Source organism: Ancrocorticia populi (assembly GCF_003123745.1).
GTDB lineage: Bacteria > Actinomycetota > Actinomycetes > Actinomycetales > Actinomycetaceae > Ancrocorticia > Ancrocorticia populi.
This window is the reverse complement of sequence record NZ_QETB01000001.1, coordinates 287938-313327: the sequence shown is the minus strand read 5'-3', so window position 1 is coordinate 313327 and position 25390 is coordinate 287938. Positions and strand designations below refer to the sequence as shown.

Sequence of the window (25390 nt, the reverse complement as noted above, 5' to 3'; positions counted from 1 at the left end):
CAACTAATACGACGATAACTCGCGCTGAATTGTCCGCCGGGAAACCCCGAAAACACGGGCAATAGAAGCAATTGTCCGGCCCTCATTCCTCAATTGCCTCACGGTGGCCGCCTGCTCCTGGCTAAGGGCAGGCGGCCTTCCTATGCGCGCGCCACGTGACTGAGCAGCGACGAGCCCTTCTCGGGTGCGGTCACGGATCAAAGAGCGCTCATACTCTCCAAAGGCTCCAACGATCTGGAACATCATTCGCCCCGCTGGAGTGTATCTGGCAGTGTTGGGGCAGGCCGTTGTGAGGGGGTTTTTAGGCCGTGTTGCTGGCTGGTTTTAGGCCGTGTTGCAGTTAGAAATCCTGCCACTTGTTGTGGTGGGTGGCTGGCTTGTGTGTTCTTCGTGTGTGGGAGGCATGGGCCCGTCGTTTTGCTCCCTTGTTATATGTTTCTTTCGGGCTTGTCGTTTCGTAGTCGATGCCCTGAAAGGAACGGAAAGTTATGACGGTACCCATGCCTCTTATTGAAGATATCAGGTCGTTAGACCGTGATGGAACTAGTGGACGCGAGATCGCTCGCCGGCTCGGTGTTTCTCGTGACACGGTCGCTAAATATGTGGCGATAGACGACTTTTCCCCACAGGTCCCGGTGAAAGCCTGCCGGACCCGGCGATGGTCACCCTCGCCGGGTCAAGCGCTTGGATGATGCCACGCACCGTGGCGTAGCTGGGTGGTTTCACCGATAGTTGCTGTGCTCGGGAGTTCACCAGGCGGTGCAGGGCGGCCATCGATGGCCGTGGCCTGGTGAGCCCGAGGTGTTCTATGTAGGCGACCAGTTCCGCGGATATGCGATGTGCCCCGGCATCGGATCGTGTGGTGGTGCGCAGACCGTGGATTCCGTCGGCCCGGTAGCGGGCAGCCCACCGGGATAGAGTGCGGGTGCTGATGCCGGTGGACCGTGCCAGGTCGGTCAGGGTGATGCCGTCTTCGATGTGCAGGCGAAGGATCTCCCAGCGCTGCATCTCGTCCATCACCATCACCTCACGACCTGGTCATTGTGCCCGCATCAGGCGGGCAGTGCTGACTGTCGTCGTTTAGCACCCTGCAGATGCCGGTACAGTGTTGCCCTCGACCAGCCGACCATGCTCGCGGCGTCTTCGGCACTACGGCCTTTGGCTCTCTCCTCGGCGACGATAGCGAGCTTGCGGTCGACCACCTCTGGATCCACAGGTGGTCGGCCGAAGCGGGTGCCCTGGGCTTTCGCTGCGGCGATGCCGGCGTTGACGCGTTCGGTGATCAGTTCTCGTTCGTACTCAGCCAGAGTCCCCAGCATCCCGAGCATCAGCCGACCCGAGGACGTCTCCGGGTCGATGCCGTCAGAGACCGACTTAATCTTCACCTCTCGTTCGCGCAGCAGGTTCACCGTGTTGAGTACGTCGAGCAGGGATCGGCCCAGCCGGTCGATGCGCCACACCACCACCGTGTCACCGGGTTGGGCATAGGCGAGAAGTTTCTTCATTCCGGGACGCTCGATCGCATTCTTCGCCCCGGAGGTGACATCGCTGAAGACATCACGGTTCTGGACCCCGGCGGTGACCAAGGCGTCGTGTTGAAGTGTCGGATCCTGACCGACGGTGGATACCCGGGTGTAGCCCAACAGTCTCATACCCACCATCATGCCTCACTAAATCCCAGCATGGAAGAAGGCGGGACACTTTTCGGTGAGACAGGTTGGTAAGACATTTTTCGTGTTGGTTTCCGCAGGAGCCGCGGATTTTGAGATGCTCGTTGTGCGTGTCTTGTAAACCTTTAGTTTTACGAGGCGACTTCACTTCGAGTCAGGAACATACACCGTTTATATATTTATCCCATGAAGGAAGATGTATAGGGGTCGCCATCCAAGGATCTTGATGATCTCCTCGGCAATGTCGTCGGGCTCTAGGGTGTCGGTGGTGATCCGGTGAACGGCAATTGGAGATCGGGCGTCGAGGAAACGGGCCGCCCGGGCGCTCCTGTCGACATGTTCGCTCAGGCTGTCGCCTTGCTCGCGGCGCCCTAGCCTCTCTTCCGTTGTCTTGTCTGATGCTTGCAGCAACACGGATGGTTACTTCGGCATCTTCCCCCAGTGCCCGAGCTAGCTTGTCTACTTCCAGAACACTGACTGTGTTGGTGTAGATCAGTCGGCGATACCCGTCGGCGGCGTAGTTGTTCCACATGGCCCTGAGGTTTCGCTCTGCCATCTACTGCTCCCACGGTACCGGGTACGCGAGATCGAGCACATCGCCCTCGATGACGGCGTGATGGACGCCGTGTGCTGACAGTAGGGCATGGAGGGCGAAGGCGACGGTAGATTTTCCTACACCGGAGCTCCCTCCGATCAGAAGCATATGCGCGCTGTTCATGGCCTCATGATGACATGCCCGGGGCTTGATTGATGACCAACGGCATTCCCTGCAACGCGATGGACGATGAGCACACCGCGGAGCGGCAGTTTCAAAGCGGCTACCTTAGAGTTCGTCGAGTGCTTCTATGACCAGACCGGCGGGCCGGACGGCGTTGCCGGCTCCGGCACGATCTCGGCGGTCCCCGAGCTCGCCGCTTCCAATCCGGCGGTCCTGGGCCCTACCGAGACACACCTCCTACAGGAATGGCTGCGGAAACTGAAGAGCTCAAAGCCCTGACGCCACCAACCGGTTGGCGATGATGGCGCGCAGCGGCCAAGAATCCACGCCGTGGTGCTGTTGCAAAGTTGGGGATGGCACTGCGAGGGCCCTGCTGCCACAATAACGATTGTGCACAATTGAAATGTGTGCAATAGTTGTCGACATGGGAGCCACCGACCGCATGCTGTGCTTCGCCCTCTATTCCGCAAGCCGCAAGACCATACGCACCTACCGGGAGTTTCTCGACCCCTGGAACCTGACGTACCCCCAGTACCTGGTGCTCTACGTCCTCTGGAACCAGGGGCCGCAGACCGTCCGCAAACTCGGTGAGGAGATGGAGCTTGACTCTGGCACCCTCTCCCCGCTGGTGAAGCGACTGGAGCAGGCCGGCTACATCAGCCGGCATCGCACCCCGGAAGACGAGCGGGTGGTCAACATCAGGCTCACAGAAGCCGGTGAGCAGCTGCGGGAACCACTGTCCCGGATCCCCCGGGACGTCGCAGCCGCGATGGGAGTCACCGATGACGCCACCGCCAGCGGGCTCATCCGGAGCCTGCGGCAAATCGGCCATCAAGGCCCCGCCTCCACATCACACACCCCCACCCGAAAGGACTGACATGCCCCCGCTCTACACCGCAGAGGCACTAGCCACAGGCGCCGGCCGCAACGGACACGTCGCAACATCCGACGGACGCCTGGACCTGGATCTCGCCATCCCCACCGAAATGGGAGGCAGCGGCGACGGCGCCAACCCCGAGCTCCTCTTCGCTGCCGGTTACGCGGCCTGTTTCCATTCCGCTCTCCAGACGGTCGCCCGAACAAAGAAGGTCTCCGTGGCCGACAGCACGGTGGGCGCCCGGGTCGGCATCGGTTCCAACGGCAACGGCGGATTCGAGCTCAGCGTGCACCTCGAAGTCATGATTCCCGACATGCCGACCGAGGAGGCTCAGGCCCTCGCCGATGCCGCCCACCAGGTCTGCCCCTACTCCAACGCCACCCGCGGGAACATTCAGGCGACGGTCTCCGTCGTCGACGACTGACCACTCCCGCGGCCACCAACCGGACCAGTATCCCCCAACCACACACGAAGAGACACCAATGCGCAGCCTCATTCACGACAGCTTCGGAGAACCCGAGGATGTCCTACACCTCACCGAGGAAAACATACCCGAGCCCTCGGAGGGGCAAGTCAGGATCCGGGTGACCCTGTCACCCATCCACAACCACGATATCTGGACGATCCGGGGAACCTACGGCTTCGTGCCCGATCTCCCCGCACACGCCGGCACGGAAGTCCTAGGCACCGTTGATGCTCTCGGCCCCGGCATCTCCGGCCTCGTCGCCGGGCAGCGGGTGGTCAGCGGAACCTCCTTCGGAACCTGGTCAGAATACGCGCTGATCGATGCCGCAGGGGCGATCCCGGTTCCCGACCAGTTGACCGACGACAGTGCATCACAGCTGGTATCGATGCCCTTCAGCGCCATCAGCCTGCTGGACTTCCTAGACCTGAACGAGGGTGACTGGCTGATCCAGAACTCCGCCAACGGCGCCGTCGGCAGAATCCTTGCCCAGCTCGCCAAGGCACGTGGCATCCACGTCATCGGCCTGGTCCGACGCGACGAGGCTATCGCCCAACTGGCGTCAGAGGGCATCACCGATGTCCTGTCGACCGAGGACCCGACCTGGCGTGACACGCTCCTCGACCTCACTGGTGGCGCACCCATCTCGACAGGTCTGGACTCGGTCGGCGGCACGTCGACCGCAGATCTCGTCTCGGTGCTCGGCAAAGGCGCCACCCTAGTGTGCTTCGGCGCGATGGGTGGCCCGACGATGACGGTCCCCTCCGGCCCGGTGATCTTCAAAGACATCACCGTCCGGGGATTCTGGGGCAGCAAGATCAGCCAGGAGATGGAGCCCGAGAAGAAGTCCGGACTCTTCGCCGAACTGATCTCACGGATCTCGGACGGTAGTGTCACCCTTCCGGTCGCCCGCGTCTTCGACGTCTCCGACTTCAGCGAAGCGATGCTCGCCAGCAAGTCCTCCGGGCGTACCGGCAAGGTCCTACTCCGGTTCTGACCGGTCGACACCAAACCCAGACCACAGGCAAAGAAAACAGAGGCCGACCAGCAATGCTCATCACAGGTTCGATCCTGGCAATCACAGCCGCTCTACTTCACGTGCTCATCTTCTACCTCGAATCCATGGCCTGGACGAGTGAACGGACCCGCGCCGTCTTCGGCCTCACAGCCAAGGAAGCTGACAACACCAGAGAAATGGCATTCAACCAGGGCTTCTACAATTTGTTCCTGGCCATCGAGGTCATCTTCGGCGTGGTGCTTCTCACGGCAGGTGCCTCCGACGGAGCCGGACTGGCACTGGTCCTGGCCGGCACCGTGAGCATGTCAGGCGCCGCCGCGGTGCTCTGGCTGACGTCTCGAGACAAACGCGGCGCAGCCCTGAAGCAGGGGGCGCTCCCCCTGCTGGCCACCGTGGTGTTGGCAGTCGCCGCGATTATGTAGCCGCAGCCGTGCTCTGCCCGTGAGGACGAGCAGCTCGACACCGAACACATGATCCTGCCCGACGCACGCTCCGTCGTGACTGCTGACCGTCGTACCGGAGCCGTGTCTCACGAGGAGGCACTCCGAGACGCCACACAGCGTTCAAGAATCCACGCCATGTAGCGAACAAATTCACAGATCAAGCCGCACCACTACGAGGCAGTCTCCTGACTGGAGGCTTTGCCTGCATGCCACCCACTCAGGGCGCACTAGATCTTTGCCTGACGCATGGTCCACATAGATTCTTTGACAGCCAGCGGCCCTGAGCATTGCGATCTGCCCAGTTTCGTCTTGATCATTGGTCGATACCCGCGCGTATCCGATGTTCATGCGCTAAACGTAGCAGTCGACTTATGTCGCACTGCGACTTTCGCGCAGGGGTTTTGGCACGGCGTGTCACGGCGTGCCACTAGGGAGCGAAGGAGTGGGCGAAACCGATCCATAATGCTCAGGTAGAGGATTCTTCCCGGCTGGCCACCTGCTAGTCAGGTCCCGAAACAGTTTGTATGATGAGTCCAGTTGCAACTATTCGTCATGAGTACCAAGGGTGGTCAGTTTCAAACGGTACTGTCAAGGACATGACCAAAACCTTCACCACAGACTGAAAGCCCAGACATGTATGAGGGCGCGTGCGCATATCAGAGAGCATGAGAGAGCCCCAATGTGGTTCTCGATCTCAACCTGGGTGAAATCCTCGCCACTTACACGATCTACTCAAGTGCGGCTATCCTATGGACACTCTGATGTCCGAGTCACTGGACAAAATTCTGGATTGTAGGGCGGTAGTGGATCGTTACGCTCCAGCCACCAGCGGGTGCGGTCATAATTTGGTTCGAGAAGTCTAGCCAGAGGCACAATAGTAACGACTCCCGCGCCATGCTGTCGGACCGCAACTGCTAGTGATAAAGCACTTGCACCTGCAACCCATGTGTCTTCAAGAACCACAACATGATCAGTGCTCCTGAACTGGGGCAGCTCGAAGATGCTAGGCGCTATTACAGACTGTCTACCTTTAGTCCGAGCCGGAACCGTCCGATGCGCTTCGACCTGGATCAGACTCTCTCCAAAGTACGGCAGCAGCTCAGTGCTGAGTGGATGGTTGGCTCGTCCCCTACCAGATGGAACTGCAACTACATGGGTCACCATGGAGTTGACCGCCGACGATAGGCACTTCAAATGGTACTTGACGAATAAGTAGGTCACAGCCTGCATTCGCTCAAGTGCACGATTCACGCCTCCAAGTGGTTTCTTGTAGGTATATATATCTGTACCTGATTGTCTGCCCTCAATTGCGTAAAACAGTGGTGCGCAAATGTCAGGCCCGAGGGTCCCGTAGTCGCCCCTCATAAAGTTATTGCAGCTAAAGCAATACTTGTATCCAGCTGTGGGCGCGCCACAAAGGACACACAACGAATATTCTGCAGAGAACAGGCTATTTTGGTTGGACGTGATTCCTTGTTCACGGCAAGCGTTGTTGAAGACCTGCGCAATCAACTTTAAGGCCGGAACATCCGCTGCGCTAATCGCCGTCACCTCTTGATCTCCATCACTCCTGGAACAGTGCGTCGATCAAATACGCCAAATGCGAGCTCTACCGCTTCTTCCGCGTCTCTTGCGATATATGCATCGATTAAAGCTCCTTCCGCCGTAAGCTCGTGCCCCCAAGTCGTTCCTCTGGCAACCTGTTCGAGCAGAATAAGCGGTCTGCCGTGGCGCACTGCCTGCCGAGCTTGGTGCCGAGTACCAGACTTCTCTGACGCCTCGACGATAATTGAAGCTTGCCCATACGCTGACATTGTAGCGTTTCGCATAGGAAACGAGTATCGCGTTGGTGGCGAGCCAGGGACGAACTGCGACAATACCATTCCGTCGCCCTGTTCCATTCGCTCTTGAATGCCACGAGATGAGGCCGGATAGTAACGGTCGATTCCCGTCCCAATTACCCCAACTGTTCGTGCATCGTGTTTCAGCGCGGTGCGGTGAACCTCTTGATCAATGCCCTCAGCAAGACCAGCTATCGCAGTAATTCCTTCCGAAACCAACTGACTTGTTATCTGTCGTGTGAGTGCAACAGACTCAGCGCTTGGCCGTCTAGACCCCACGATGCATATCCCAAGATCCTCATTGCCTGACTTCAAAGGATCTTCATCGCCTTTAATGAAGACAAAAGGAGGGAAGTCCCAGACCGTACGGAGCTGATCTGGATATCCGTCATCGAGGTAACAGTAAAAGGACGCACCGTTAGAACGCGCCTGCCACTCTTCGATTCGATCATAACCTTGCTCAAACATCGTTGGGTCGAAATTACGTTGGCTCTCTAAAAGCTCAGAGGGCAATGTTTCTCCGCCACTAAGCTGATCACGGAACTCGGCCCAGCGTAGCTTATCCCCACTGGTAATAAGACTGATGAGTGCTGCTCGTTCGCGTGAGAGCTCTGAGGTTGAAATACTAGCCATCGTGCACCACCAGCTCCTTCCGAAAGAGCGCTCAACATTCGGTATTCGGTTTACCGTATGCCCTGCGCCTGTGTATTGCCTGATTCGAGCATAACAAGCGCCGTTCAGACAATAGGACAGTCGTTGACGTCAGGCTAGCATCGATTTGAGCTATCTTTAATGCTCGCTAGAAGCTTTGCGCAAATACTCTCGCTGGCTCCTTACGGATTCCAAGTCTTGATTACCAATGCCGTGTTCTATACGACTTAATCAGTATGTAGTCGAGAAACGGTCGTACATATACGCAGCGTCAGATTCATTCAATATCCCTTCGCGGGTGTGAGGTATCTTGAAATCGATAACACGAAGCGTTCCATTAATTCGCGATACAGCTTCGATTCGATGAAAACTGTCACCATAGGCCTCTGCGAAGCGGGCCATGCCATGTAGCTTCCATGAAGCGTCGGGTAGCCAATATCCGTGCGGATCGACGATAGTCGCACGTGCCTCAGCCTGAGTGCCACTGAAGAACAGAAAATCTGGCCTCAGCGTTCGCCAATCTCCATGCCGGTCTTGGAAGGCGATGCTGAGTGAGTCGCGGCCTGCAGTCGGATTACGGTACCAAGCGAGTGCTTCAGCCCGTGCCATTTCAGTGTCTAGAACTTCGAGTTCGTCGGGGTTGAGCTTTCCAACCGGGAACAGACCTTGCTTATCAGCGAGCAAGTGCATCATTCGCTGCTCAAGAGCTTCCTCAGATGTACCCAGCATGCGGGTTACCTCCTCCTGCCGGTTTTTTGGAAGAGCTAGAGGAATTCGCTGTGGTTCGGTACTCATAGAGGTGATCTCTGCATACAGACTCTGTCGAGCCTCCGAAAGATCCTTAATTGCTACGCGGTACTCTGTTAACCATTGCTCTGCAATACGGTCAGCCTCTAAATCGAGCGCAGGACGTGTCTGAGGTAGTCGGGCTAGGGCAGCTACCCGAATGTGGGCGTCGCGATAGGCCTGCTCGTCGTTGGCATCAGCCGCAAGGTACTCGACGTATGTTCGAGCGACATCAGGGGTGATTACCCGAGCACCATTGCGGTAAGCGTCCTGAATAGCTCGGTCATCAGCTTGTTCACTCCAAAATTCATCTTGGCGCAATCCGTGACGGGCGTGGCCCCTAACTGTCCCGCCTGCAACGGTGAGGACATCATGCTCAGCGGTATCCCTTTCCCGTGCATATTGTGCAGAAAGGCCATTGAGCACGCCATGAAGCTTTGCGTGTGCGAGTTTCCCAGCGTCGGGTAGCAGTCGGTCTGCTGCAAGAGCATGAGCCAGCGAGGTTGTTCTCTTGATCGGATTAGCATGCTTTCTAGGCAACGATTCGGATGGCAGAGATTGGTACAAGTCCCAGACTGTTTGAGGGACCGCTGGATTCGTGACCATGAGCTGGGGATCAACCAATATGCGTTGATCGGTTGCACCTACTGTGAGCTGATCACTCCCCATAATCTTCTCGAGTACGAGACTTGCCGTATTTTTGCTGAACTTCGGAAGGATGCACTCGACGCTATTGAGTAAGCTATTGCCTTCGATACGGCGCGCCAATGGACTGCGAATCATACGACCGAGCAATTGGGTGATGTGCGTTTCGTCTTTAGCAGGGCGGAAGGAAACCATAACTTCGGCTCGGGGGCAATCCCACCCGGTGCTAATCGCATCCTTTGCGAGAAGGATGCGGATATATGTGGCGTCTTGAACGCGCTCAGGGGAGATATATGGCACTCTATAAGGTCCGAAGGACTGTGGGGAGTGGTCGCCGAATACGTGCGCGAACGCGTTTGAATCAAGTCCGGGCCATTCGTCACGAATTACGTCGATTGCCGAAGCGATCTCTGTCGGCGAAGGCTTGTTCGGCACTTGTAGAACCATCAATGGTCTGATTGGCTCATCATTCTGTGCTTCCGCGTAGTCTTCCCAGGCTTCGGACATAACCTTTACCTTACGAACACCTCGACGGAGCAGTACAGTGTTAAAATCACCAGTCTCGGTGGGAAAATCGAGAACGATGTCGTCCTTCAATAGTCCTGACTCTTGGATACGAACTGGATCGACTTGCACTGTTGCAAGATGTACACGATTTGATTGGACGTCTGCTTCGCTCATAGCGGCTTCAAAACGTTGTACTGTCGCAGAGATTCCCCAGACAACTGGAACAGGGGGAACACCCTGATGTCCGTTAATAAGGCGCCTAACTATGGTAGGCGTATCAGTAGGCCGCTTACCCATGCCACGGTGAGCCTCATCAAGCACCATATATAGAGTGAGAGCCTTATCATCGATCGTGTTACGGAGGGTGTCCCAGAAGGTGAACGGAGTCGTATCCGGGTGTGCATCGATGCCAGGCAGGGTGTCTTCGCTGCTGTGTCCTCGGACTAGCAAACTGTTTTTTGACAGTTTCGAAGTGTTTAAGAAATATACTTTGCCCGGCTGTAGTTTTCGGTAGCGAAAGGGATGTTCTACTGTTACGAGCCGATTACGCAGCCGGTCTGATGCTTGGTCAAGTCGGTGTCGCGTTTGTTGATTTAGAGCTGGATCGTCGCTGAACCAAAGTACCACTGCCCCTGGATCAGGAACTGTATCAAAATCCTCACTACCCCAGAACAGAGACTCTATTACCGCGGCAGCCATAACAGTCTTCCCAGCACCTGTTGTTGCCGTAAGGGCTACGGAGGAGACACGTTCACTGGCGCTTTTGTAAAAATCGCGGGCGGAGGTCAACTCGCGAAGAATATCCCCCACCGCATCTGCCTGATAATCCTTAAGAGTGAACCTCATTCGAAATCACCCGTAATCTCGCAATTGCGCAAATATTCCTCATATAACCGAACTGTCTCTATCTCTGGGATTTCATCCGAGACTTGCTGGTAACGGCCCTCGTCATCGGTAACAATGAACGCGACTTGGAGGTTCTCCTGTTCGCGCAGCTTAGAAATAAAGTCGGCGCTCATGTCGAGATCTCGGAGAACCCCATATGACTCGGTTACAGCGAAGCCCTCAGTTAGTGAGTCGATGCGTTCGCCGATCGCTCCGGCACGCAACCAAAGCATCGGAGCGATTGACGCGAAGGCCTTGTCGTTACCTATCATCCATGGTGATTCGTATGTGAGAGTGAAGAACGCGGCATTCTCTTCGAAGCCGTCCTCCATGGGGAACTCATCGACAAACTTGTAACTTCCTTCGACCTTGCTGCCCTCAGGTGTGCGGCCCGTGATAGCAGCTCGGATGCGTGGCTTGGTCACGTAGTCGCAGATACCCCATTGGTCCCACTCGCGGTCACCTGGACGAAAACCGGATTGCTGGAGTTGTGTCTGCTCTGCTGCTGAAACTTCATTATTGGTGACGAGGATACACTGCCGACGTCCGCCATCTTGTTTGTTCAATCGCATCACCGCATGGGCAGTGGTGCCAGAACCAGCGAAGAAGTCAAGTATTAGTGCGTTTGGTTTGTCCTTCACGAAGAACCTTAGAGTATCTTCAACTGCATATAAGGACTTTGGGAAAGGAAAGCGTCGCCGAGGTAGAAACTTTGAAAGGAGATTCGTGCCATACGTTGAAGCATCGTGCGAGTCTCTTACCCATATCGTTCCTGGCTCGGAACTCACTTGCGCGCCGAGAGGGTATTCGAACTGGCCAGCACCTTGTTCGTCGGTACCTGTTCGAACCAAGACGCCAGCTCTAAGATCGTCCAGTTGTTGCCGCTTCAGGTAGTTGACAGCGTAGGAAGACGTCTTCGAGTTGAATCGCCCCAATCGCACTGTCCCGTTGTTTAGCATGTCACGCAGTTTTACTGCGCTAACTTGCCATCGGCCTTCGCTGCCATTGCTCCGAATTGGCCATGCTGGTCTTAAACTTGGGTCAGGAGGCGGAACCGCCTTCCGATCAGTGCCAAGTGGTATTGGATCTCCAATCTGTACTACTTTGCCCGCTGCGTGGTCGATCCATAAGGGAAAGAAGAGGTTAGGGCTCTCTTGCCGACTTGATCCATCAGCGCCTCGCCTCAATAGGCTATTCCAGATCGTCTTCGGTTTACCTCTATTATTCGGGGAGATCATATCGTCACCGCTCGCGCGCACGCATGCGTCACCGAAAGTGAGAACAAAGAGATACTCGTCGCGCCGACAAAAGGCTCCATTGCGTGTTGAGCCCTTTTTGTTGGTCATTGTGGTGACCATCTGGATATTGGCTTCTGGGAATGTCTGCTCAAGCAGCAATCCGAGCCGAAGCTGCTCTTTCTCGTCTATAGTCACGATTAGCGCTGAGTCTTCAGTCTTGAGTAGACGGCGCGCAAGCTTTAAGCGTCGCTCCATAAACGCAAGCCATTTTGAGTGTCTGTAAAGATCGTCGCTATCAACATAGTCGTTGTTATATTTCCAGTCGCGATCACGCGAGTTATATGGCGGATCAATGAAGATAACATCTACGGCATGTTCATGCGTGAAAGTGAGCTGTTCGAGGACGTGAAAATTCTCCCCGTTAATCACAGTGTGGAACGGCTTTTTGTCCCCATTTTCTATGACACCATCTGGTCTGAGGCCCGGATAAATCCGGTCACGAAACTCGGCAACCAAAACCAAGTCGCTGAGAGCAACTTGGAGCGTGTGATCCTGTTCGCTGTTCGGAATCGCGATGTCGGCTGTTTGATCATGGATGTCTCTCACAAGCCAAACACGTTGATCCTTTTCCTGGTTTGTTCGGCGGGAAGGTAACACCCGGACCTTACTGCCACGCCGAATTGGATGGCCTGCGAGCTCGACAGCTTCCGGTGCGTGCCTCTCAAAGTTGAGTCCAAATGGGAGCCGTTGTTGGAGAGGCTTAATCTCTTCTTCAAGATCGTGACGCAGTTCAGGATCGAGTTCTTCAACAACGCGGAGTAGGTCCGACAACCGTGACATCTTCCTCCTCAAGCGTAAAAGAGGGAGTCGTCGACTGACAAAGTGTCAGACAAACAGCTCCCCTGAGAACTTTACCAGCACAGTGTCGCTCTTCGCCATTTCGTTCTGGCACCGCCCCTTAATTATATGTTGCGGTCCGTGGTTACGAATTGATGGGTGGTGGTGATGGCCGAGCGTCGACACCTACTGTAGTATTCTCGGTTTAAGAATCAACCTGGCGTTTGAGCGGGAGCAGCGACTTCTCCTTAACGAAACCTGAAAAATGGATCGCCGAGTGTCTGTGCGCCGTGGAACGGGCAAATGAAGATAACGCACAAGTAGTGGTCAACCTCAAGGGGCTCGGGAGGGCAATCACCTTGGCATTCTGAACAAGTTCTATAACTCTCGTCTGGGCCGAAAGCGTTTCCGAAAGACACCATTGTTTTCTCCTAGTCTATTTAGGTGACGAAGCGATGAAACGGGGGATTTGAGGGCGCCTAACATTGCACACATGAGCACTTATACTTGGACGAGCGCACCGCGTACCGCCGTTCTGTGGGCTTCGTCGTCGGTCATTGTGTACCTCCTAGTCGTTGCAAGGCTCGCGTGGCCGAGCATTTCTTGGACCGCGATGATGTCCTTACCGCCGTTGCTGAACGAACGTGTCGCGAACCTGTGCCTGAGCGTGTGCAAGGTCCATGGTGACGGGAGGACTTGTGAAGCGACAACAGAGACCCATCGAGGCGAGAGATGACCGTCAATACTGCCGGGAAACAAGAATCCACCATTCGTGCTTGAAACGGCAAGAATCCTGTTGCCGAGCCAGAGATCTTCCACTGGGATTGATCGTTCTTTGCCGCCCTTGCCTCTTACCGTCAGGCACATCCCGAGAAGGTCGTAGGTGAGATCATTCCGATGGACCTTTGCGATCTCGAAGGCCCGGAGACCACACTGCCCCGCCAAGAGAAGAATGAGCTCAGTTCGATCATCTGCGGTGTTGAGGGCTTGAATAAGAACGTCTTCTGGAGTTGGGTGAGGTATACCGCCAGTTCGACGAACTGTCGGGAGTATTTTGGCTGGATTGTCGTCGTCTCCATACAGGTGTTTGAAGAAGAGACGTAGAGATGTGTAATGGGCATGCCGCGTTTCTGCCATCCATTGCTGTGTCCCACACCAAGTCAGGAGCTGGTCTGAGGATACTGCTCGCGGATCAGGGACCCGGAGGCCGCGGGCGATTCGACGTATATGCCGCAATCGGGTTTCAATAGTCCGGGCGGTGTATCCGGACGCGCGGAGCTGGAGTTCCCAGCTCTCGATGGGTGCTTTCCAGAGATCTGGGACTGGCTTCAACAGGGGATGAGGCAGTTCCATGTCACTTACTATGACTCTTTGCTATGAAACCTGCTGGCGTTAAGCACACCTGTGGAGAAGTTTTTTGGTGCTGTTTGGTGATCAATTATAGTGTTTGGGTTAGATGGACTGATCTACCAGGCAGGCGCGTACACCTTGTCAGCTGTGTTCCGCGGAGCACGCAGAAACTCTGATTCTTCAAAATTGAGTATTGAAATAGCTTTGGCAAGGAGCACTAATAAAAGGTTGCTTGGTAAACTCCATAACCCGGAGATCGTTGATCCAAACAGCTCGGAACGGTCGCACACCTCACGATACAAATCACTGACCATCTAGAGAGATTGCCACCGCCCAGCTTTGACATTGCACTTTCACCCGTTCCTTGCCCAGTTGATCATTCCGAACGTCATAATTGTGAGCGTGAGCTGTAGAAGGCCGATCACGATGGTGAAGAGGACGCGCAGTGCCCACCAGATGATGACGGCGATGATCTGGATGAGTGTCCAAAGCACGATCCAGATGCCGTAGAGGATGCTCTTCATTTGGTTTTCCTCCTCTCGCTCTCAGGCTATAGGTTGGCTCCGACACATTTGAGAGTTGCCAGCAGCGCTGGCACACCCGGCACGGCCAGCACCACTAGCAATGACCTCCATATGGTTATTTCTCCATTTGTCTGGAATTATGGTGGTATGAATGATGGTCAGAGTCCTACGCGGGACGTACACTTTAATTGTCCAGTCGATTTGTATCGCGAGGCGCGCATCTTTTCGGTTCGTTCCGATGTCACGTTCACAAACGTGTTGGTGAGTGCGCTGACGGAGTATTTGGCGAGAAACTCCCCTGACGATGGACGCTAGTTCGTTCCTCGCGTGCTGACAGTTCCGTGAAGCACGCAGGTCCTTGACGGCGGCAGGCACACAGTGTTGTGCCTGCCGCTCTCAATCTGGAAGGACCAGCCCATGATCACCGTCTACACCAAATCTGCGTGCCCCCAATGCATGGCGACGAAGCGTGCCCTGGCAAAGCAGAATGCCGACTACACTGAGGTGAGCCTAGAATCCCACCCTGACGCCTTACAACAGGTCAAAGACTGGGGCTTCCAACAAGCCCCAGTTATCAAGATTGACGGCGAACTGTACTCGGATATGTGGTCTGGTTTTCGGCCTGACAAGATCAAAGAGGCCGCAGCGGCGCTGGCTCAGGAATCTAGCCCAGCACTTCCACCCACGGAAGCTGATTTCGCACAAGCTGCTCGAATTGGCGCCGAACATGCCTACGAGTCTGAGGAAGCCTCCCTCGATGCGCTGAGCCAAGCCACGCGTGAACATGTGGATCCGTCATGGGTCAATCCAATCCGAGTTGCCCACGATCAAGCTCGCGAAACTGAACGGGCGCGAGAAGCAAGTCCGAGAATCGCAAAAATGGAAACCGCAGCAAATAACGAACGTATCCATATGGATATATCGCCAGATCGTGGGTATGCTATCAATAAGAAGGATCGGGCCAAGCAGGCACAAGGCCAATTAGCCTTTGACTTCGATGCTTTGTTTGCCGATATGGCAGGAAAGAAGGATGATAATGACCGAGTCGAATTTAGCCCGCAAAGCCGCAGCGGCAATGAATCCGAGCGCATGGATCGACCCAGCGAAAGGTCAGGACCGCGCGGAGGCAACGCGGGCCGTGACGGAGTTGCTGGCACCGCCAGCTTCGCCAGCAGCGCCAGCGAATCAGATGGTCGATCAGGTTCAGGACGACGTGAAAGCGCAGACGTTGATTCGAGAAACGGCGCTCGCCGATCTGAACGAGATGATTCAGAACGACGCGGCGGAGAACGCCTTCGAGTTTTGGATGACGTTCACAGCGGCTCACCCGCAAGCATTCCCACTCCTGACGACGGTGTTTCAGCAGTGGACGCACCTGTTCCCGGCCTCGATGGACAGGTATCTGCCCGGGGGCAGGGGGATCAGCCCGCAGTGGGAGCGTCTGCCGCTGGAGTGGGAGGAGTGGCTTCCCGAGCTTCCAGTGGACGAGGAAACACTGAACGCGTGGCAAGCCGATCCGAGTCTGGTGGTTCCGGCCCTTCAGTGGGAGGGGAGGCACATGACGTTGAGGATCACCGAGCTTCTACAAGAGGCAGCAACGACAATAATCCTCAATCGGATGGCCCGGCTTCACACGGGGGCGGACGATCTGTGGCCGCGACGTCTGGATTATCAGCTCGCGAAAGCGGACGTGACGCTTCAGGAGTTGACGGTGGAGCCGACCACACACGAGGCGCCGTTGGCGCACCTGGCGTGGACGGTAGCCACACAGGATCCCGATTGGCTGGATCAGACGATGATGGACCTGATCGACGCGATGCCACAGGAGTGGCCGGTGGGCGAACTTCCAGCACCGCAGTGGATGATTCAGTGGTGCCAGGAGCATCAGGAACAGACGAACCGGTTCAGTTTGAACAACGAGATCGAGACTCTCAACAGCGAGTACCGACTCGCACACTAACTCGCCTGCCAGAGAGGACAGGTGTCCGGTCGCGAGCAGATCGCAATCTGGCAGCGCTACAGGTGCTCCGGGAGATCAACGGTGGACAAGCGACGGCAGCTCAACGCGAGGTGCTGGCAGGCTGGTCCGGCTGGGGCGGTCTCGACGACGTGTTTGATGAGCGTAAGGCTACTTATGCCCAGATGCGCACTGACCTGCGGGAGTTGATGACTGAGAGTGAGTTCGCGGCCGCTCGGCGAAGTGTGCTGAACGCTCACTACACGGCCCCGGCTTATTCCGAGGCCATCTGGAGTGTTTTGAAAGAGGCTGGGGTAACGGCAGGAACCGGGCTTGAGCCTGGCTGTGGTTCTGGCTCGTTTATTTCACAGGCCCCTGACGGTGTGGCCATGACCGGGGTGGAGTTAGACCCCACGACCGGCGCGATCGCCCAGCACCTTAATCCTGATGATGAGATCAGGGTTGAGGGCTTTGAAAAGACTCAACTGCCTGCCTTGTTCGATGTGGCCGTGGGCAATGTGCCCTTTGATGATGTTCGCCTGTACGATCCGGCGCACAATCCCGGCAATCATTCGCTCCATAACCATTTCATTATTAAGTCTCTTGATCTCGTTAAACCGGGCGGCTACGTCGCTCTGGTGACGTCGTCTTGGACCATGGATGCTCAAAATCCTGCCGCACGGCGAGATATGTACGATCGGGCTGATCTGGTGGCAGCAATGAGATTGCCAACCAGTGCCCACCGTGCGGCGGCAGGCACCGAAGTTGTCACCGATGTGCTCGTGTTCCGTAAACGCGCTGAGGGTGAAAACCCGCAGCGTTTTGACTGGGAGTTTTCCACACCAACCCCACTACTGGATCGCGATGGCGTCGAGATCGATCATCGGATTAACACTATTTTCCAGACCTACCCTAAACGGGTATTGGGTGATATGTCGGTCGATCACGGAATGTATGGCAGTACCACGTTGCAGGTAGCCGGGCCAGCAGGACAGGAGCTTGCAACCCGCCTGCACGACACCCTTGGCAACATCGTACGGTCTAGTACCCATCTGCCCTATGCCCCACAGACTCCTGAAATAGAGCCGGTTCAGTTGGCTGATCTAGAACAGCCAGTCGGCTCGCTACGAGCTACCGAGGATGGAGCCGAGCGCCTGACTGCAACCGGGGCGTGGGAGAGCGCGAAAGTGGCGAAGTCCCATGTCCAGGAAGTCCACACTCTGCTGGAGCTGATGGATTCAGCCAAGGTTCTGATCGCTACCGAGTCCGCAGAGAAAACGGATTCGCCAGGGCTGGAATCCCTACGGGACTCCACCCGTGACGCGTATCAGGCTTACGTGGATTCCTATGGACCAATTAACCGCAATACGAAGACCGCGCGGGTGACGCGAACAACGGATAAAGAGACTGGCCAGGTGAGCGAGACTGAGACGATCCGCGTCACATATCCACCTGCGGTCAAGCTTCTCCGATCGGATCCACGGGCGGCGTTCGTGACAGGAATTGAACGCTACGACGATGAGACCGGGCGGGCCAAGCCCGCTGATATTCTCACCTCGCGCCAGATTTATGCTAAATATGTGCCTGCCGGGGCGGAGAATCTGGAGGACGCTTTAGCAATTTGTTTGGAGCATCGCGGCCAAATTGATAACGCATATATTGCCTATCTGCTGGGCACCGATGATGATATTCCCGCGATGCTCATGAGCCAGCGGCTCGCCTTTACCGACCTTGACGGAACGCTGGTACCGGCCGAGGAATACCTTTCCGGCAATGTGCGCAAGAAGCTGGCAGGGGTGGAAGCCGTACTGGATGAACGCCCCGAATTGGCTGGCAGTGCCGATGCGTTGCGCACCGTTATCCCTGACGATATTCCCATCGCCGATATTTCCGCTGAGGTAGGCGCTAACTGGATTCCTGCCAGTGATTACGAATCTTTCATTAATCACCTGCTCCATGACTCACGTATCCGGGTTCAGCAGTCTGGCCCGGTCGATTGGAGTGTCACGCTCAACGGTGCGCCGAGTTTCGGAGCATGGCAGTTATCGACGTGGGGAACTGAGTCGATGAGGGCCAGCGATATTTTCCGGAAAATGCTCAAAGGCCAGCCACCGCTCGTGTGGATTGAGGATATTGATGGCAACAAGGTCGTCGATAAGGTAGCCAGTGAGGCCGCCCAAGCAAAAGCAGCCGAGATTCAGAACCAGTTTCAGATGTGGGTCTGGTCTGACCCTTCCCGGGCCGCGCGTCTCTCGAAGGTGTACCAGGAGCGCTTTAACGGCCTTGTGGGCCGGGATTATGTGGCCGCTGGCGAGCGGCTCCGCTTGCCAGGACTTGCATCGTCTTTCAAGCTGTATGACCACCAGAGGGCGGCAATCGCTCGGATGATCGCCGAGCCAACAACCGGGCTCTTTCACGAGGTAGGCGCCGGGAAAACCCTTGAAATGGTGTGCGGTGTGATGGAGCAAAAGCGGCTAGGACTGGTCAATAAGCCTCTGGCAGTTGTCCCGAATCATCTGGTGGGCCAGTTCGAGAATGAGTGGCTGCAAGCCTACCCGGCAGCCAACATTTTGGCGATTGACTCCAGCGACATCACGACCGCAGAGAAACGGGCCGAGTTCTACGCTCAGGCCACCACGTCGGACTGGGATTGCATCATTACCTCGCAGTCCGCGTTCGAGAAGATACCGGTCTCGATTGAGACCGCCGAGACCTATCAGAACCGTGAGCTAGAACAATTTGATCGAGCCTTAGATTTCCTGCAAGACCAAGAGATTGTGGACTCTATGTCCGTCCGCCAGCTTGAAGGAAAGCGTAGTAAGCGCGAAGAGGCACTAAATAAGAAGCTTGACAAGCTCCGGGAGCGGCAGGACGAGAACGCACTGACGTTTGAGCAACTGGGCGTGGACTATCTGGTCGTTGATGAGGCTCATCATTTCAAGAATCTGGCGATCGGGTCATCGACGGCCGCCGATCTAACCTCGCGGGGTTCAGGACGGGCCACCGATCTGGATATGAAGATTGACTGGCTTCGAGAACAAAATGAACGGTGCTTAACGTTGGCCACAGCTACCCCTATCGCAAATTCGATGGGTGAGATGTGGACGATGACGCACTATCTTCGCCCTGACCTGTTAGAAGATGCAGGCGTGGATGTTTTCGATGCGTGGGCACACCAGTTCGCGGTCAAGGATTCCGCTGTGGAGGTCAAACCCACCGGCAAACTCGCAGAGGTACAGCGTTTCGCACGGTTCCAGAACGTTCCCGAGCTGCTAATGATGTGGCAGACCTTTGCGGACGTGAAGCTCGCTGAGGACCTTGACCTTCAGGTTCCAACGATTAGGCAACGTCCTGATGGTGAACGTCGCTCCGATGTGATCGAAGTGGACTACGGGGCGCCTATGCAACAGTTTCTTGACCGGCTGGATGATCGCGCCAATCTGATCACCCTGCGGGCCGTGAGTCAGAGGGAGGATAACTGGCTGAGTCTGACCAATGATTCTAAGACGTTCTCCATGGACCCGAGATTGTTCTCTGAGAAACGCCAGTCAGCCCTCGATGGCGTGGACGTGGAAGATATTGTCGAGACCAAGGTTGATGCAGCGGCCCGGAAGATCGCCCAGATTTATGGGGAAACCAAGAATGACCGCTATGTTGACGAGGACGGGCAGACCGAAGATCAGCCCGGTTCTCTCCAAATTGTGTTCTGTGATCAAGGCACACCAGGCACAGACAAAGACTGGAACGTCTATGACGAACTGAAAGCCCAGCTCGTGGAGCGGGGCGTGCCGGCCGAGAAAATCGCGTTCATCCATGACGCTAAGAACACGGTCGAAAAGACTCAGATGTTCGTCAAGGCGCGCACCGGCGCGATCGCCGTCTTGGTCGGATCGACCGGGAAAATGGGGACCGGGGCAAATATGCAGACCCGCGCGACAGCTTTGCATCACCTCGATGCACCGTGGCGGCCAGCCGATGTGACCCAGCGTGATGGAAGGATTATCCGTCAAGGCAACCAGAATCATGAGGTCTCGATGTTCAGATACGTGACCGAAAAGAGCCTCGATGCTTACATGTGGCAGACCCTTGAACGTAAATCCCGCTTCATTAACCAAGTGATGCGCGGCAAGCTCAAAGGCCGCGAGGTAGAAGATATTTCTGATCAGGAACTCGACTATGCCGAGGTCAAAGCAATCTCAACCGGGGACCCGCTCATGCTCCGCAAAGTTGAGCTGACCAACCAGGTTGGACGTATGTCTCGTCAGGAAGCAGCTTTCCTATCGAATGAACGTTATCTGGAGGGCCGCCAGCTCCAGTTGGACCAGCAAGTGCGCGAAACCGACAAGTTTGAAAAAGTCGTGAACCGCGTTATGGCGCCATGGGACGGGGGCGAATCTTTCTCCTTCACGATCAATCAGGTACCGGCACAAGATCGCAAAGGCGCCGCTGAAATGCTCCAGTCGGCAGCGAAAGCTCTGAATCAGCCTGATGCTATTCCGCGCTGGGCGGCGCCCCAAGTGTTCTACGGTCACGTCCTAGATCTGCCTTACCGGATCAACGGAGTTGAGGTGACTTGTGCGATCTTACCGGGGCGCAAGGGCAACAAACATGCCGTTGCTTTCCTTCCCAAACAGATGGTTGATTATGCGTATCGCGTGGATATACGCACGGATAGATCCGAGTGGAATCAAACTGTTGTTCTCTCAGTTGATGAGCTGGCCCATGCCGATATTGGGACAGTTCGTAAATTGGAAAACCTTGTGAATCGCCTTCCTGTGCGGGCACAGAAGCTCTACGATAAACGCGCCGACAATGTCGAAGAGCGTGACGCCATTCGGCTCCGTCCCGACTCAACGTTCCCACAGAAAGACGCACTATCTTCGCTCAAAAGTGAACTGCGCCAGGTCAACCGAGAGTTGAACATGCGTGACGATCCACGACGCTCAACTCACCAACAATCTTTGAGTATTTAGATCAGTGTGGGGAATTTGCCAACGGCAAATTCCCCACACTTTTATTCATATGCTGACTCATTATCTAAGCCATCATGTTCTTCTTCTGAAGATAGTTCCTGATTGTATTTTCCTTCACTGAGGGAATCTTCCTTATCTGATTGGGTACCGACTTCTGCGGCCCACTCTTCTCGTTTAAGCCGCAGAATCCTTCGGTTAATGTTGACCGCGTCGAGTTTGCGAACTATCTCCATACGTGACATTCCAGCCGCTTCCAGCCGGTCGCGTGCTGTCAAAATCTCGTCTATCACCGCATCGACCTTCGTCAAGAGTCCGGCAATTTCATCCAGCCCTCGCGCCTTGAGTTCAAGCCTTTCGCGTTCCTCAGCAAGTGCTACGTCAGAGATACGTTGCTTACGTTTTGCACTCATACTTAGTGCCTTTCACCAATAAATGGTGACGATTCTCGTACCGAATTCTACATCCTTTTGATTCCTTTTTGTTCATAGATTGTGTGGTTAGAGTCGCCGTATTTTTTCCAGAAAGTTCGCGCTTATGTTCTCCCTGCCGTGCGCTCTGCGCACACGGAGCCGCTTGACGGCTCCGTTTTTTGCCACACGTGAGCGTGTGGCAAATTATTGGTTGGGCGCCCGGTAGTGCGCCGCAATTATCTTCAAATTCCGCCCCTCTTCCGGGGGCTTACCACCATAGGTGGGGAGGAGAGCAAGCGTAGCAAACTTGTACACACCGGCTCTGCCGCCGGGTGACCAGTTTGCTGTAGTATGGGAGGACCCAAACCCCTTTAGGAGGTCCCGTGGAGACACGGAAACCTGCGAGGAGGAAGCGGACTATCCAGAAGCATCTCTGGTTCTCCGCTGTGGAGTGGGAGCAGGTCGCGCGCCGAATGCGTGCATACGGGCTGACGAGTTTTTCTCGTTACGCCCGCGAACTTTTGCTCAACGGTCAGATCACCATCATGGAGCCGACAACCAATATGTCGGACCTCCGTAGCAGCATCGACCGGATCGGGAACAACGTGAATCAGATCGCCAAGCAGGCGAATACTGACCACATGGCCACCTATCAGCAGGTGGTGGCGGTGCGCCGCCTTCTGACAGAAGTTCGGGAACTCGTTCGCGACGACTCTGGGAGCCACGATGGCCATTATCAAGATCAACGTCATTCGACAGACCCTGAATAAAGCCATCGCCTACATCTCCGATTGGGGCAAGACCCGCAACGGAATGCAGATTTCCACGAACTGCTCGGCCACACCGTGGGACCCCAAGAACGTTGCTGAGGACATGCAGATCAACCTTGATGCTGCTGAAAGTCATCGCAATAATGGTCGGCCAGGTGAGGTCCTGGCCTATCACGTTATCCAGTCGTTTGCACCCGGTGAAGTTCAACCGTTTGTTGCCCATGACATCGGAGTCGAGTTCGTTGAACGCATCACGGGAGGCGAATATGACTACGTCATCGCCACCCATGAGGACCGCGACCACATCCACAACCACATTATTTTTTCCTCCGTCAATCGCACCACATGGAAACGTTACCGATCCCAGAAACGTCGCGTATGGGAGTACCGCGAAATCTCGGACGAACTGTGCCGCAAGCACGGTCTATCCGTCATTGAGAATCCGTCAAGGAAGCGCCAGTCTCTTGGTGAGCTGTATGCCGGGGCTGACGGTCGCTCAACCAAGCAGATGTTGATGAACGAGATCGACAAGGCGGTAGCTGGCTCGTTCTCGTGGAAGGCCATGACTGACTCACTCAAGGCCGTGGGCATCGACACCTTCGTGAAAGGAAACAATGTCCTGTTCCTCAATCCCCAGACCATGGGCAAGTCCATCCGGGGGAAAACCCTCGGCCCCTCCTTCACCGAAGCGGCGCTGCAAGCCCGGCTCGGACGTCAAGCCGTCACAGAACTCGTCGTCCAAAAGCAAGGCGTGTCACTTCTCGATACCGAGCGGGCACGCGTCAAGGTTCCGTGGAAACGCGGCCACACGATCACGATTCCACGTGATTACCTCACGGATCATGGCGCCACGTGGCGCGTCTTTTTGCCAGAGACCATGACGGTCACGATGCTCGATGGTAAAGGCAACCTTGCTGGCCAGTATGAGCCGCAACAGCTTTACCAGTTCTATTCCCGCCCCGATGTTTTGCGGGACATGACCGTCCGTACCGATGCGACGCGGCGCGGAAAAACTGCCGCCCAGGAACGCTACTTCAAGCACATCGACAAGGAAGTGGAGGCACTGCGCGATGAAGGCACCATCATCAATCTCATGGCCGACTATCACGCCTTGGATACCGATGCCCAGCAACCATTTGTGGACGCGTTAGCGGCACGGATCGATCACGAGGCCGGGCAATTACAGCGCCTTCAAGTGGGCCATCAACAAGCTCTCGATTCAGGCAGACCGGGCAAATCAGACGAATTGGCCCGGCAGGCCCGGCACGTCCGCAACCTCCAAGCCGCCTACAACAAGATCACCAAAGAACGCACACTCCACGAGAGGAGAACACGATGAGTATTACAGGTGGAGAACAACTGACCGAGCAGGTCATCATGTCCTCGAGCAAAGCAGGGATGGAGGTCACCGGGAAAGTCGCCCGACTCACCGCCGCAGGCTTGAAGCTCCTCATGCGTCTGAGCGCGGCCGGTCTCAAGAAACTCCCGACGACAGCAGGCAGGCGCGAGCACGGCAAGATGACGATCAAGAATCTGCAACGCCGCGCCGGAGGTGACCTTCATGCCCAACAGGTCTCAACCGAACTTTTGAGGTCGGTTCAGCATGACCTGAAACGACGGGGAGTTGATTTCTCGGTTGAGAAAGGCGCCGACGCCCTGTACTACGTCCATTTCAAAGGCGCCGACGTGGACACTGTTCGACATGCCCTCACCCAGGCTGAAGCCAAGATCAAGCCGGAAGATGAAACACAACAAGCAACCCCCGACAACCGCAACCAGAAGGAAGCTCCAGAGTTACCTGCCGGTGATCTACTTGTCGATCACGGACGGGCGCCTTACGAGCATGAGGAAGGGGCCAGTCCCAGCTATTTTGTGACCACTGAAAATGCACTCGGTGAGACAAAAACTGTCTGGGGTGTCGATCTGGAGCGGGCCATTGAACAAGCCGGAGCCACACCTGGTGATCGGATCGAACTGGAACAACTTGGTTCAGTTCCGGTAACGCTTCCTGGCGGGGTCCAGACCCACCGCAACGAGTGGCGCGTTGCGGTCAAAAGTTCCGAAGCCCCAGAAGTTGCGACGCCCAGTGTCCAGACCGGCAGGATCGAGAAGATTGGCGCCGACGAAGCCAGTCATGTAGCCGCTCCTCACGGAACAACCATTCTTGCCGCGATCGGCGCTCAGGATAAGAAGCAGTCCTTAAAGCCGCAGAGTCAGGCAGATGTGATGACCACGATCAAAGCGAAAGCCTTCGAGAAGGCTTCCGTGCCAAAACCGGCCGCACCGAAGCCGAGCCGGACCCGGAGTCAGAGCCGATGAGCAGTACTCCGATCGCACTCGCAGGACGCTTTGAGACAGACCCTCTGATCACCCCCACTGCGTTCATGGCCGAGATAACGCTGGAATCCGGTGGCCTCCTCTCGGTTAAAGCAACGGGAGATCTCGCGGACTTTCTCGCCGATTCCAACATTAAACGGGGCCAGCATCTTCTGGCTCTCGGGCAATTGCGTGAGAAAACCATTGAGACAGACGGGCTTGAGGAAACAACCGTGTGGGTGGACCTGACCCACACCGCGATCAACCATTTCCCCGATTGGTTGCTGATGCGATGATTACGCGACTAGAGCCCGCGGGGAATCTGCGGTTTTTTGACCTCATGGGTTTACCACACGCCCCGGTGCATCTCCTGGCCGAACCGGGCCTTCTCGTGGCCGCAGGCGACGCCCAACTCCACCTCTTAACCGAGGTGACCCACCAATCCGAGCCAAAAGATCAAGAGACGGACACTAAACCGGAAACGACTAACAGAAAGCCGCAGGATCGACAC

Annotated in this window: 22 protein-coding genes and 2 pseudogenes; 11 read left to right on the top strand and 13 right to left on the bottom strand. The window is 55.9% G+C overall.

Going from position 1 to position 25390, the window contains the following annotated elements:
- Positions 1-3: 3 nt before the first annotated feature.
- The 6 genes and pseudogenes from DD236_RS12410 to DD236_RS12130 all read right to left on the bottom strand — a co-directional run bounded on the left by DD236_RS12410 (position 4) and on the right by DD236_RS12130 (position 2388).
- Positions 4-144 carry a helix-turn-helix domain-containing protein gene (locus tag DD236_RS12410; protein ID WP_423716452.1) on the bottom strand — a complete coding sequence of 47 codons (141 nt, stop codon included), beginning with the start codon at positions 142-144 and terminating at the stop codon, positions 4-6.
- Between the two features lie 15 nt (positions 145-159).
- Positions 160-258, bottom strand: a pseudogene (locus DD236_RS12405) (recombinase family protein); the annotation flags it as partial.
- A 336-nt stretch (positions 259-594) separates the two neighbouring features.
- A complete protein-coding gene (locus DD236_RS01450; RefSeq protein WP_165819792.1) occupies positions 595-1017 on the bottom strand; it encodes a helix-turn-helix domain-containing protein in 423 nt (140 codons plus the stop codon).
- Between the two features lie 35 nt (positions 1018-1052).
- Positions 1053-1652, bottom strand: coding sequence for a recombinase family protein (locus DD236_RS01445; RefSeq protein WP_038573372.1), 600 nt, complete (start codon positions 1650-1652; stop codon positions 1053-1055).
- 189 nt (positions 1653-1841) lie between these two features.
- Complete coding sequence (locus DD236_RS12135; protein WP_207785647.1) at positions 1842-2084, bottom strand: hypothetical protein; 243 nt, start codon at positions 2082-2084, stop codon at positions 1842-1844.
- Positions 2085-2226: 142 nt separating this feature from the next.
- Positions 2227-2388, bottom strand: coding sequence for a nucleotide-binding protein (locus DD236_RS12130; protein WP_207785646.1), 162 nt, complete (start codon positions 2386-2388; stop codon positions 2227-2229).
- Between the two features lie 424 nt (positions 2389-2812).
- Here DD236_RS12130 and DD236_RS01430 point away from each other — a divergent pair, with 424 nt between their 5' ends.
- From DD236_RS01430 to DD236_RS01415, 4 genes are read left to right on the top strand one after another with little or no spacing between them, the layout of a single operon-like run.
- Entirely contained in the window at positions 2813-3265 is a 453-nt protein-coding gene (locus DD236_RS01430) for a MarR family winged helix-turn-helix transcriptional regulator (RefSeq protein ID WP_109093247.1), read from the top strand.
- A 1-nt stretch (position 3266) separates the two neighbouring features.
- A complete protein-coding gene (locus DD236_RS01425; protein WP_109092596.1) occupies positions 3267-3689 on the top strand; it encodes an organic hydroperoxide resistance protein in 423 nt (140 codons plus the stop codon).
- Between the two features lie 58 nt (positions 3690-3747).
- A complete protein-coding gene (locus tag DD236_RS01420) occupies positions 3748-4725 on the top strand; it encodes a zinc-binding dehydrogenase (RefSeq protein ID WP_109092595.1) in 978 nt (325 codons plus the stop codon).
- A gap of 53 nt (positions 4726-4778) precedes the next feature.
- Positions 4779-5168, top strand: coding sequence for a DUF1304 domain-containing protein (locus DD236_RS01415; protein WP_010121571.1), 390 nt, complete (start codon positions 4779-4781; stop codon positions 5166-5168).
- Positions 5169-5339: 171 nt separating this feature from the next.
- Here DD236_RS01415 and DD236_RS01410 read toward each other — a convergent pair whose 3' ends face one another.
- The 6 genes from DD236_RS01410 to DD236_RS12010 form a co-directional block, all read right to left on the bottom strand.
- Positions 5340-5537 (bottom strand): recombinase family protein, encoded by a 198-nt coding sequence (locus DD236_RS01410; protein ID WP_109092594.1) that lies wholly within the window; start codon positions 5535-5537, stop codon positions 5340-5342.
- Positions 5538-6736: 1199 nt separating this feature from the next.
- Positions 6737-7663, bottom strand: coding sequence for a DNA-processing protein DprA (locus DD236_RS01405; RefSeq protein WP_109092593.1), 927 nt, complete (start codon positions 7661-7663; stop codon positions 6737-6739).
- Between the two features lie 249 nt (positions 7664-7912).
- Positions 7913-10465 carry a DEAD/DEAH box helicase gene (locus DD236_RS01400; protein WP_109092592.1) on the bottom strand — a complete coding sequence of 851 codons (2553 nt, stop codon included), beginning with the start codon at positions 10463-10465 and terminating at the stop codon, positions 7913-7915.
- Positions 10462-12582, bottom strand: coding sequence for a DNA methyltransferase (locus DD236_RS01395; protein WP_109092591.1), 2121 nt, complete (start codon positions 12580-12582; stop codon positions 10462-10464). The genes DD236_RS01400 and DD236_RS01395 overlap by 4 nt, the downstream gene beginning before the upstream one ends.
- A gap of 498 nt (positions 12583-13080) precedes the next feature.
- On the bottom strand, positions 13081-13716 hold the full coding sequence (locus DD236_RS01390) for a tyrosine-type recombinase/integrase (protein WP_165819791.1): 636 nt from the start codon (positions 13714-13716) through the stop codon (positions 13081-13083).
- A gap of 566 nt (positions 13717-14282) precedes the next feature.
- Positions 14283-14453: a hypothetical protein gene (locus DD236_RS12010; protein WP_165819790.1), complete on the bottom strand. Its 171-nt coding sequence runs from the start codon at positions 14451-14453 to the stop codon at positions 14283-14285.
- 417 nt (positions 14454-14870) lie between these two features.
- On the opposite strand from DD236_RS12010, the pseudogene DD236_RS12260 reads away from it, so the two are divergent.
- The 3 genes and pseudogenes from DD236_RS12260 to DD236_RS01385 all read left to right on the top strand — a co-directional run.
- Positions 14871-15035, top strand: a pseudogene (locus tag DD236_RS12260) (glutaredoxin family protein); the annotation flags it as partial.
- A 454-nt stretch (positions 15036-15489) separates the two neighbouring features.
- Complete coding sequence (locus DD236_RS12255; protein ID WP_243409981.1) at positions 15490-16413, top strand: hypothetical protein; 924 nt, start codon at positions 15490-15492, stop codon at positions 16411-16413.
- A gap of 62 nt (positions 16414-16475) precedes the next feature.
- Complete coding sequence (locus DD236_RS01385) at positions 16476-21383, top strand: SNF2-related protein (RefSeq protein ID WP_243409922.1); 4908 nt, start codon at positions 16476-16478, stop codon at positions 21381-21383.
- Between the two features lie 41 nt (positions 21384-21424).
- Here DD236_RS01385 and DD236_RS01380 read toward each other — a convergent pair whose 3' ends face one another.
- The gene (locus DD236_RS01380; protein ID WP_109092588.1) at positions 21425-21793 is read right to left on the bottom strand and encodes a hypothetical protein; all 369 of its coding nucleotides are present in this window, start codon (positions 21791-21793) and stop codon (positions 21425-21427) included.
- A gap of 383 nt (positions 21794-22176) precedes the next feature.
- On the opposite strand from DD236_RS01380, the gene DD236_RS01375 reads away from it, so the two are divergent.
- Genes DD236_RS01375 through DD236_RS01360 form a run of 4 tightly spaced genes read left to right on the top strand, consistent with a single transcriptional unit; the run spans position 22177 to position 25175 of the window.
- Entirely contained in the window at positions 22177-22563 is a 387-nt protein-coding gene (locus DD236_RS01375) for a plasmid mobilization protein (RefSeq protein ID WP_109092587.1), read from the top strand.
- A complete protein-coding gene (locus DD236_RS01370) occupies positions 22520-23902 on the top strand; it encodes a relaxase/mobilization nuclease domain-containing protein (protein ID WP_109092586.1) in 1383 nt (460 codons plus the stop codon). Before DD236_RS01375 ends, DD236_RS01370 begins: the two co-directional genes overlap by 44 nt.
- Positions 23899-24882 carry a PcfB family protein gene (locus DD236_RS01365; RefSeq protein WP_109092585.1) on the top strand — a complete coding sequence of 328 codons (984 nt, stop codon included), beginning with the start codon at positions 23899-23901 and terminating at the stop codon, positions 24880-24882. Before DD236_RS01370 ends, DD236_RS01365 begins: the two co-directional genes overlap by 4 nt.
- A complete protein-coding gene (locus DD236_RS01360; protein WP_109092584.1) occupies positions 24879-25175 on the top strand; it encodes a hypothetical protein in 297 nt (98 codons plus the stop codon). The genes DD236_RS01365 and DD236_RS01360 overlap by 4 nt, the downstream gene beginning before the upstream one ends.
- Positions 25176-25390: the final 215 nt, after the last annotated feature.

Coding starts and splice junctions, on each gene's coding strand:
- DD236_RS12255 (WP_243409981.1), top strand. CDS start 15,490: ATGACCGAGTCGAATTTAGCCCGCAAAGCCGCAGCGGCAATGAATCCG.
- DD236_RS01405 (WP_109092593.1), bottom strand. CDS start 7,663: ATGGCTAGTATTTCAACCTCAGAGCTCTCACGCGAACGAGCAGCACTC.
- DD236_RS01420 (WP_109092595.1), top strand. CDS start 3,748: ATGCGCAGCCTCATTCACGACAGCTTCGGAGAACCCGAGGATGTCCTA.
- DD236_RS12130 (WP_207785646.1), bottom strand. CDS start 2,388: ATGAACAGCGCGCATATGCTTCTGATCGGAGGGAGCTCCGGTGTAGGA.
- DD236_RS01395 (WP_109092591.1), bottom strand. CDS start 12,582: ATGTCACGGTTGTCGGACCTACTCCGCGTTGTTGAAGAACTCGATCCT.
- DD236_RS01450 (WP_165819792.1), bottom strand. CDS start 1,017: ATGGACGAGATGCAGCGCTGGGAGATCCTTCGCCTGCACATCGAAGAC.
- DD236_RS01380 (WP_109092588.1), bottom strand. CDS start 21,793: ATGAGTGCAAAACGTAAGCAACGTATCTCTGACGTAGCACTTGCTGAG.
- DD236_RS12010 (WP_165819790.1), bottom strand. CDS start 14,453: ATGAAGAGCATCCTCTACGGCATCTGGATCGTGCTTTGGACACTCATC.
- DD236_RS01365 (WP_109092585.1), top strand. CDS start 23,899: ATGAGTATTACAGGTGGAGAACAACTGACCGAGCAGGTCATCATGTCC.
- DD236_RS01445 (WP_038573372.1), bottom strand. CDS start 1,652: ATGAGACTGTTGGGCTACACCCGGGTATCCACCGTCGGTCAGGATCCG.
- DD236_RS01410 (WP_109092594.1), bottom strand. CDS start 5,537: ATGAACATCGGATACGCGCGGGTATCGACCAATGATCAAGACGAAACT.
- DD236_RS01415 (WP_010121571.1), top strand. CDS start 4,779: ATGCTCATCACAGGTTCGATCCTGGCAATCACAGCCGCTCTACTTCAC.
- DD236_RS01360 (WP_109092584.1), top strand. CDS start 24,879: ATGAGCAGTACTCCGATCGCACTCGCAGGACGCTTTGAGACAGACCCT.
- DD236_RS01370 (WP_109092586.1), top strand. CDS start 22,520: ATGGCCATTATCAAGATCAACGTCATTCGACAGACCCTGAATAAAGCC.
- DD236_RS01425 (WP_109092596.1), top strand. CDS start 3,267: ATGCCCCCGCTCTACACCGCAGAGGCACTAGCCACAGGCGCCGGCCGC.
- DD236_RS01390 (WP_165819791.1), bottom strand. CDS start 13,716: ATGGCAGAAACGCGGCATGCCCATTACACATCTCTACGTCTCTTCTTC.
- DD236_RS01400 (WP_109092592.1), bottom strand. CDS start 10,465: ATGAGGTTCACTCTTAAGGATTATCAGGCAGATGCGGTGGGGGATATT.
- DD236_RS01430 (WP_109093247.1), top strand. CDS start 2,813: ATGGGAGCCACCGACCGCATGCTGTGCTTCGCCCTCTATTCCGCAAGC.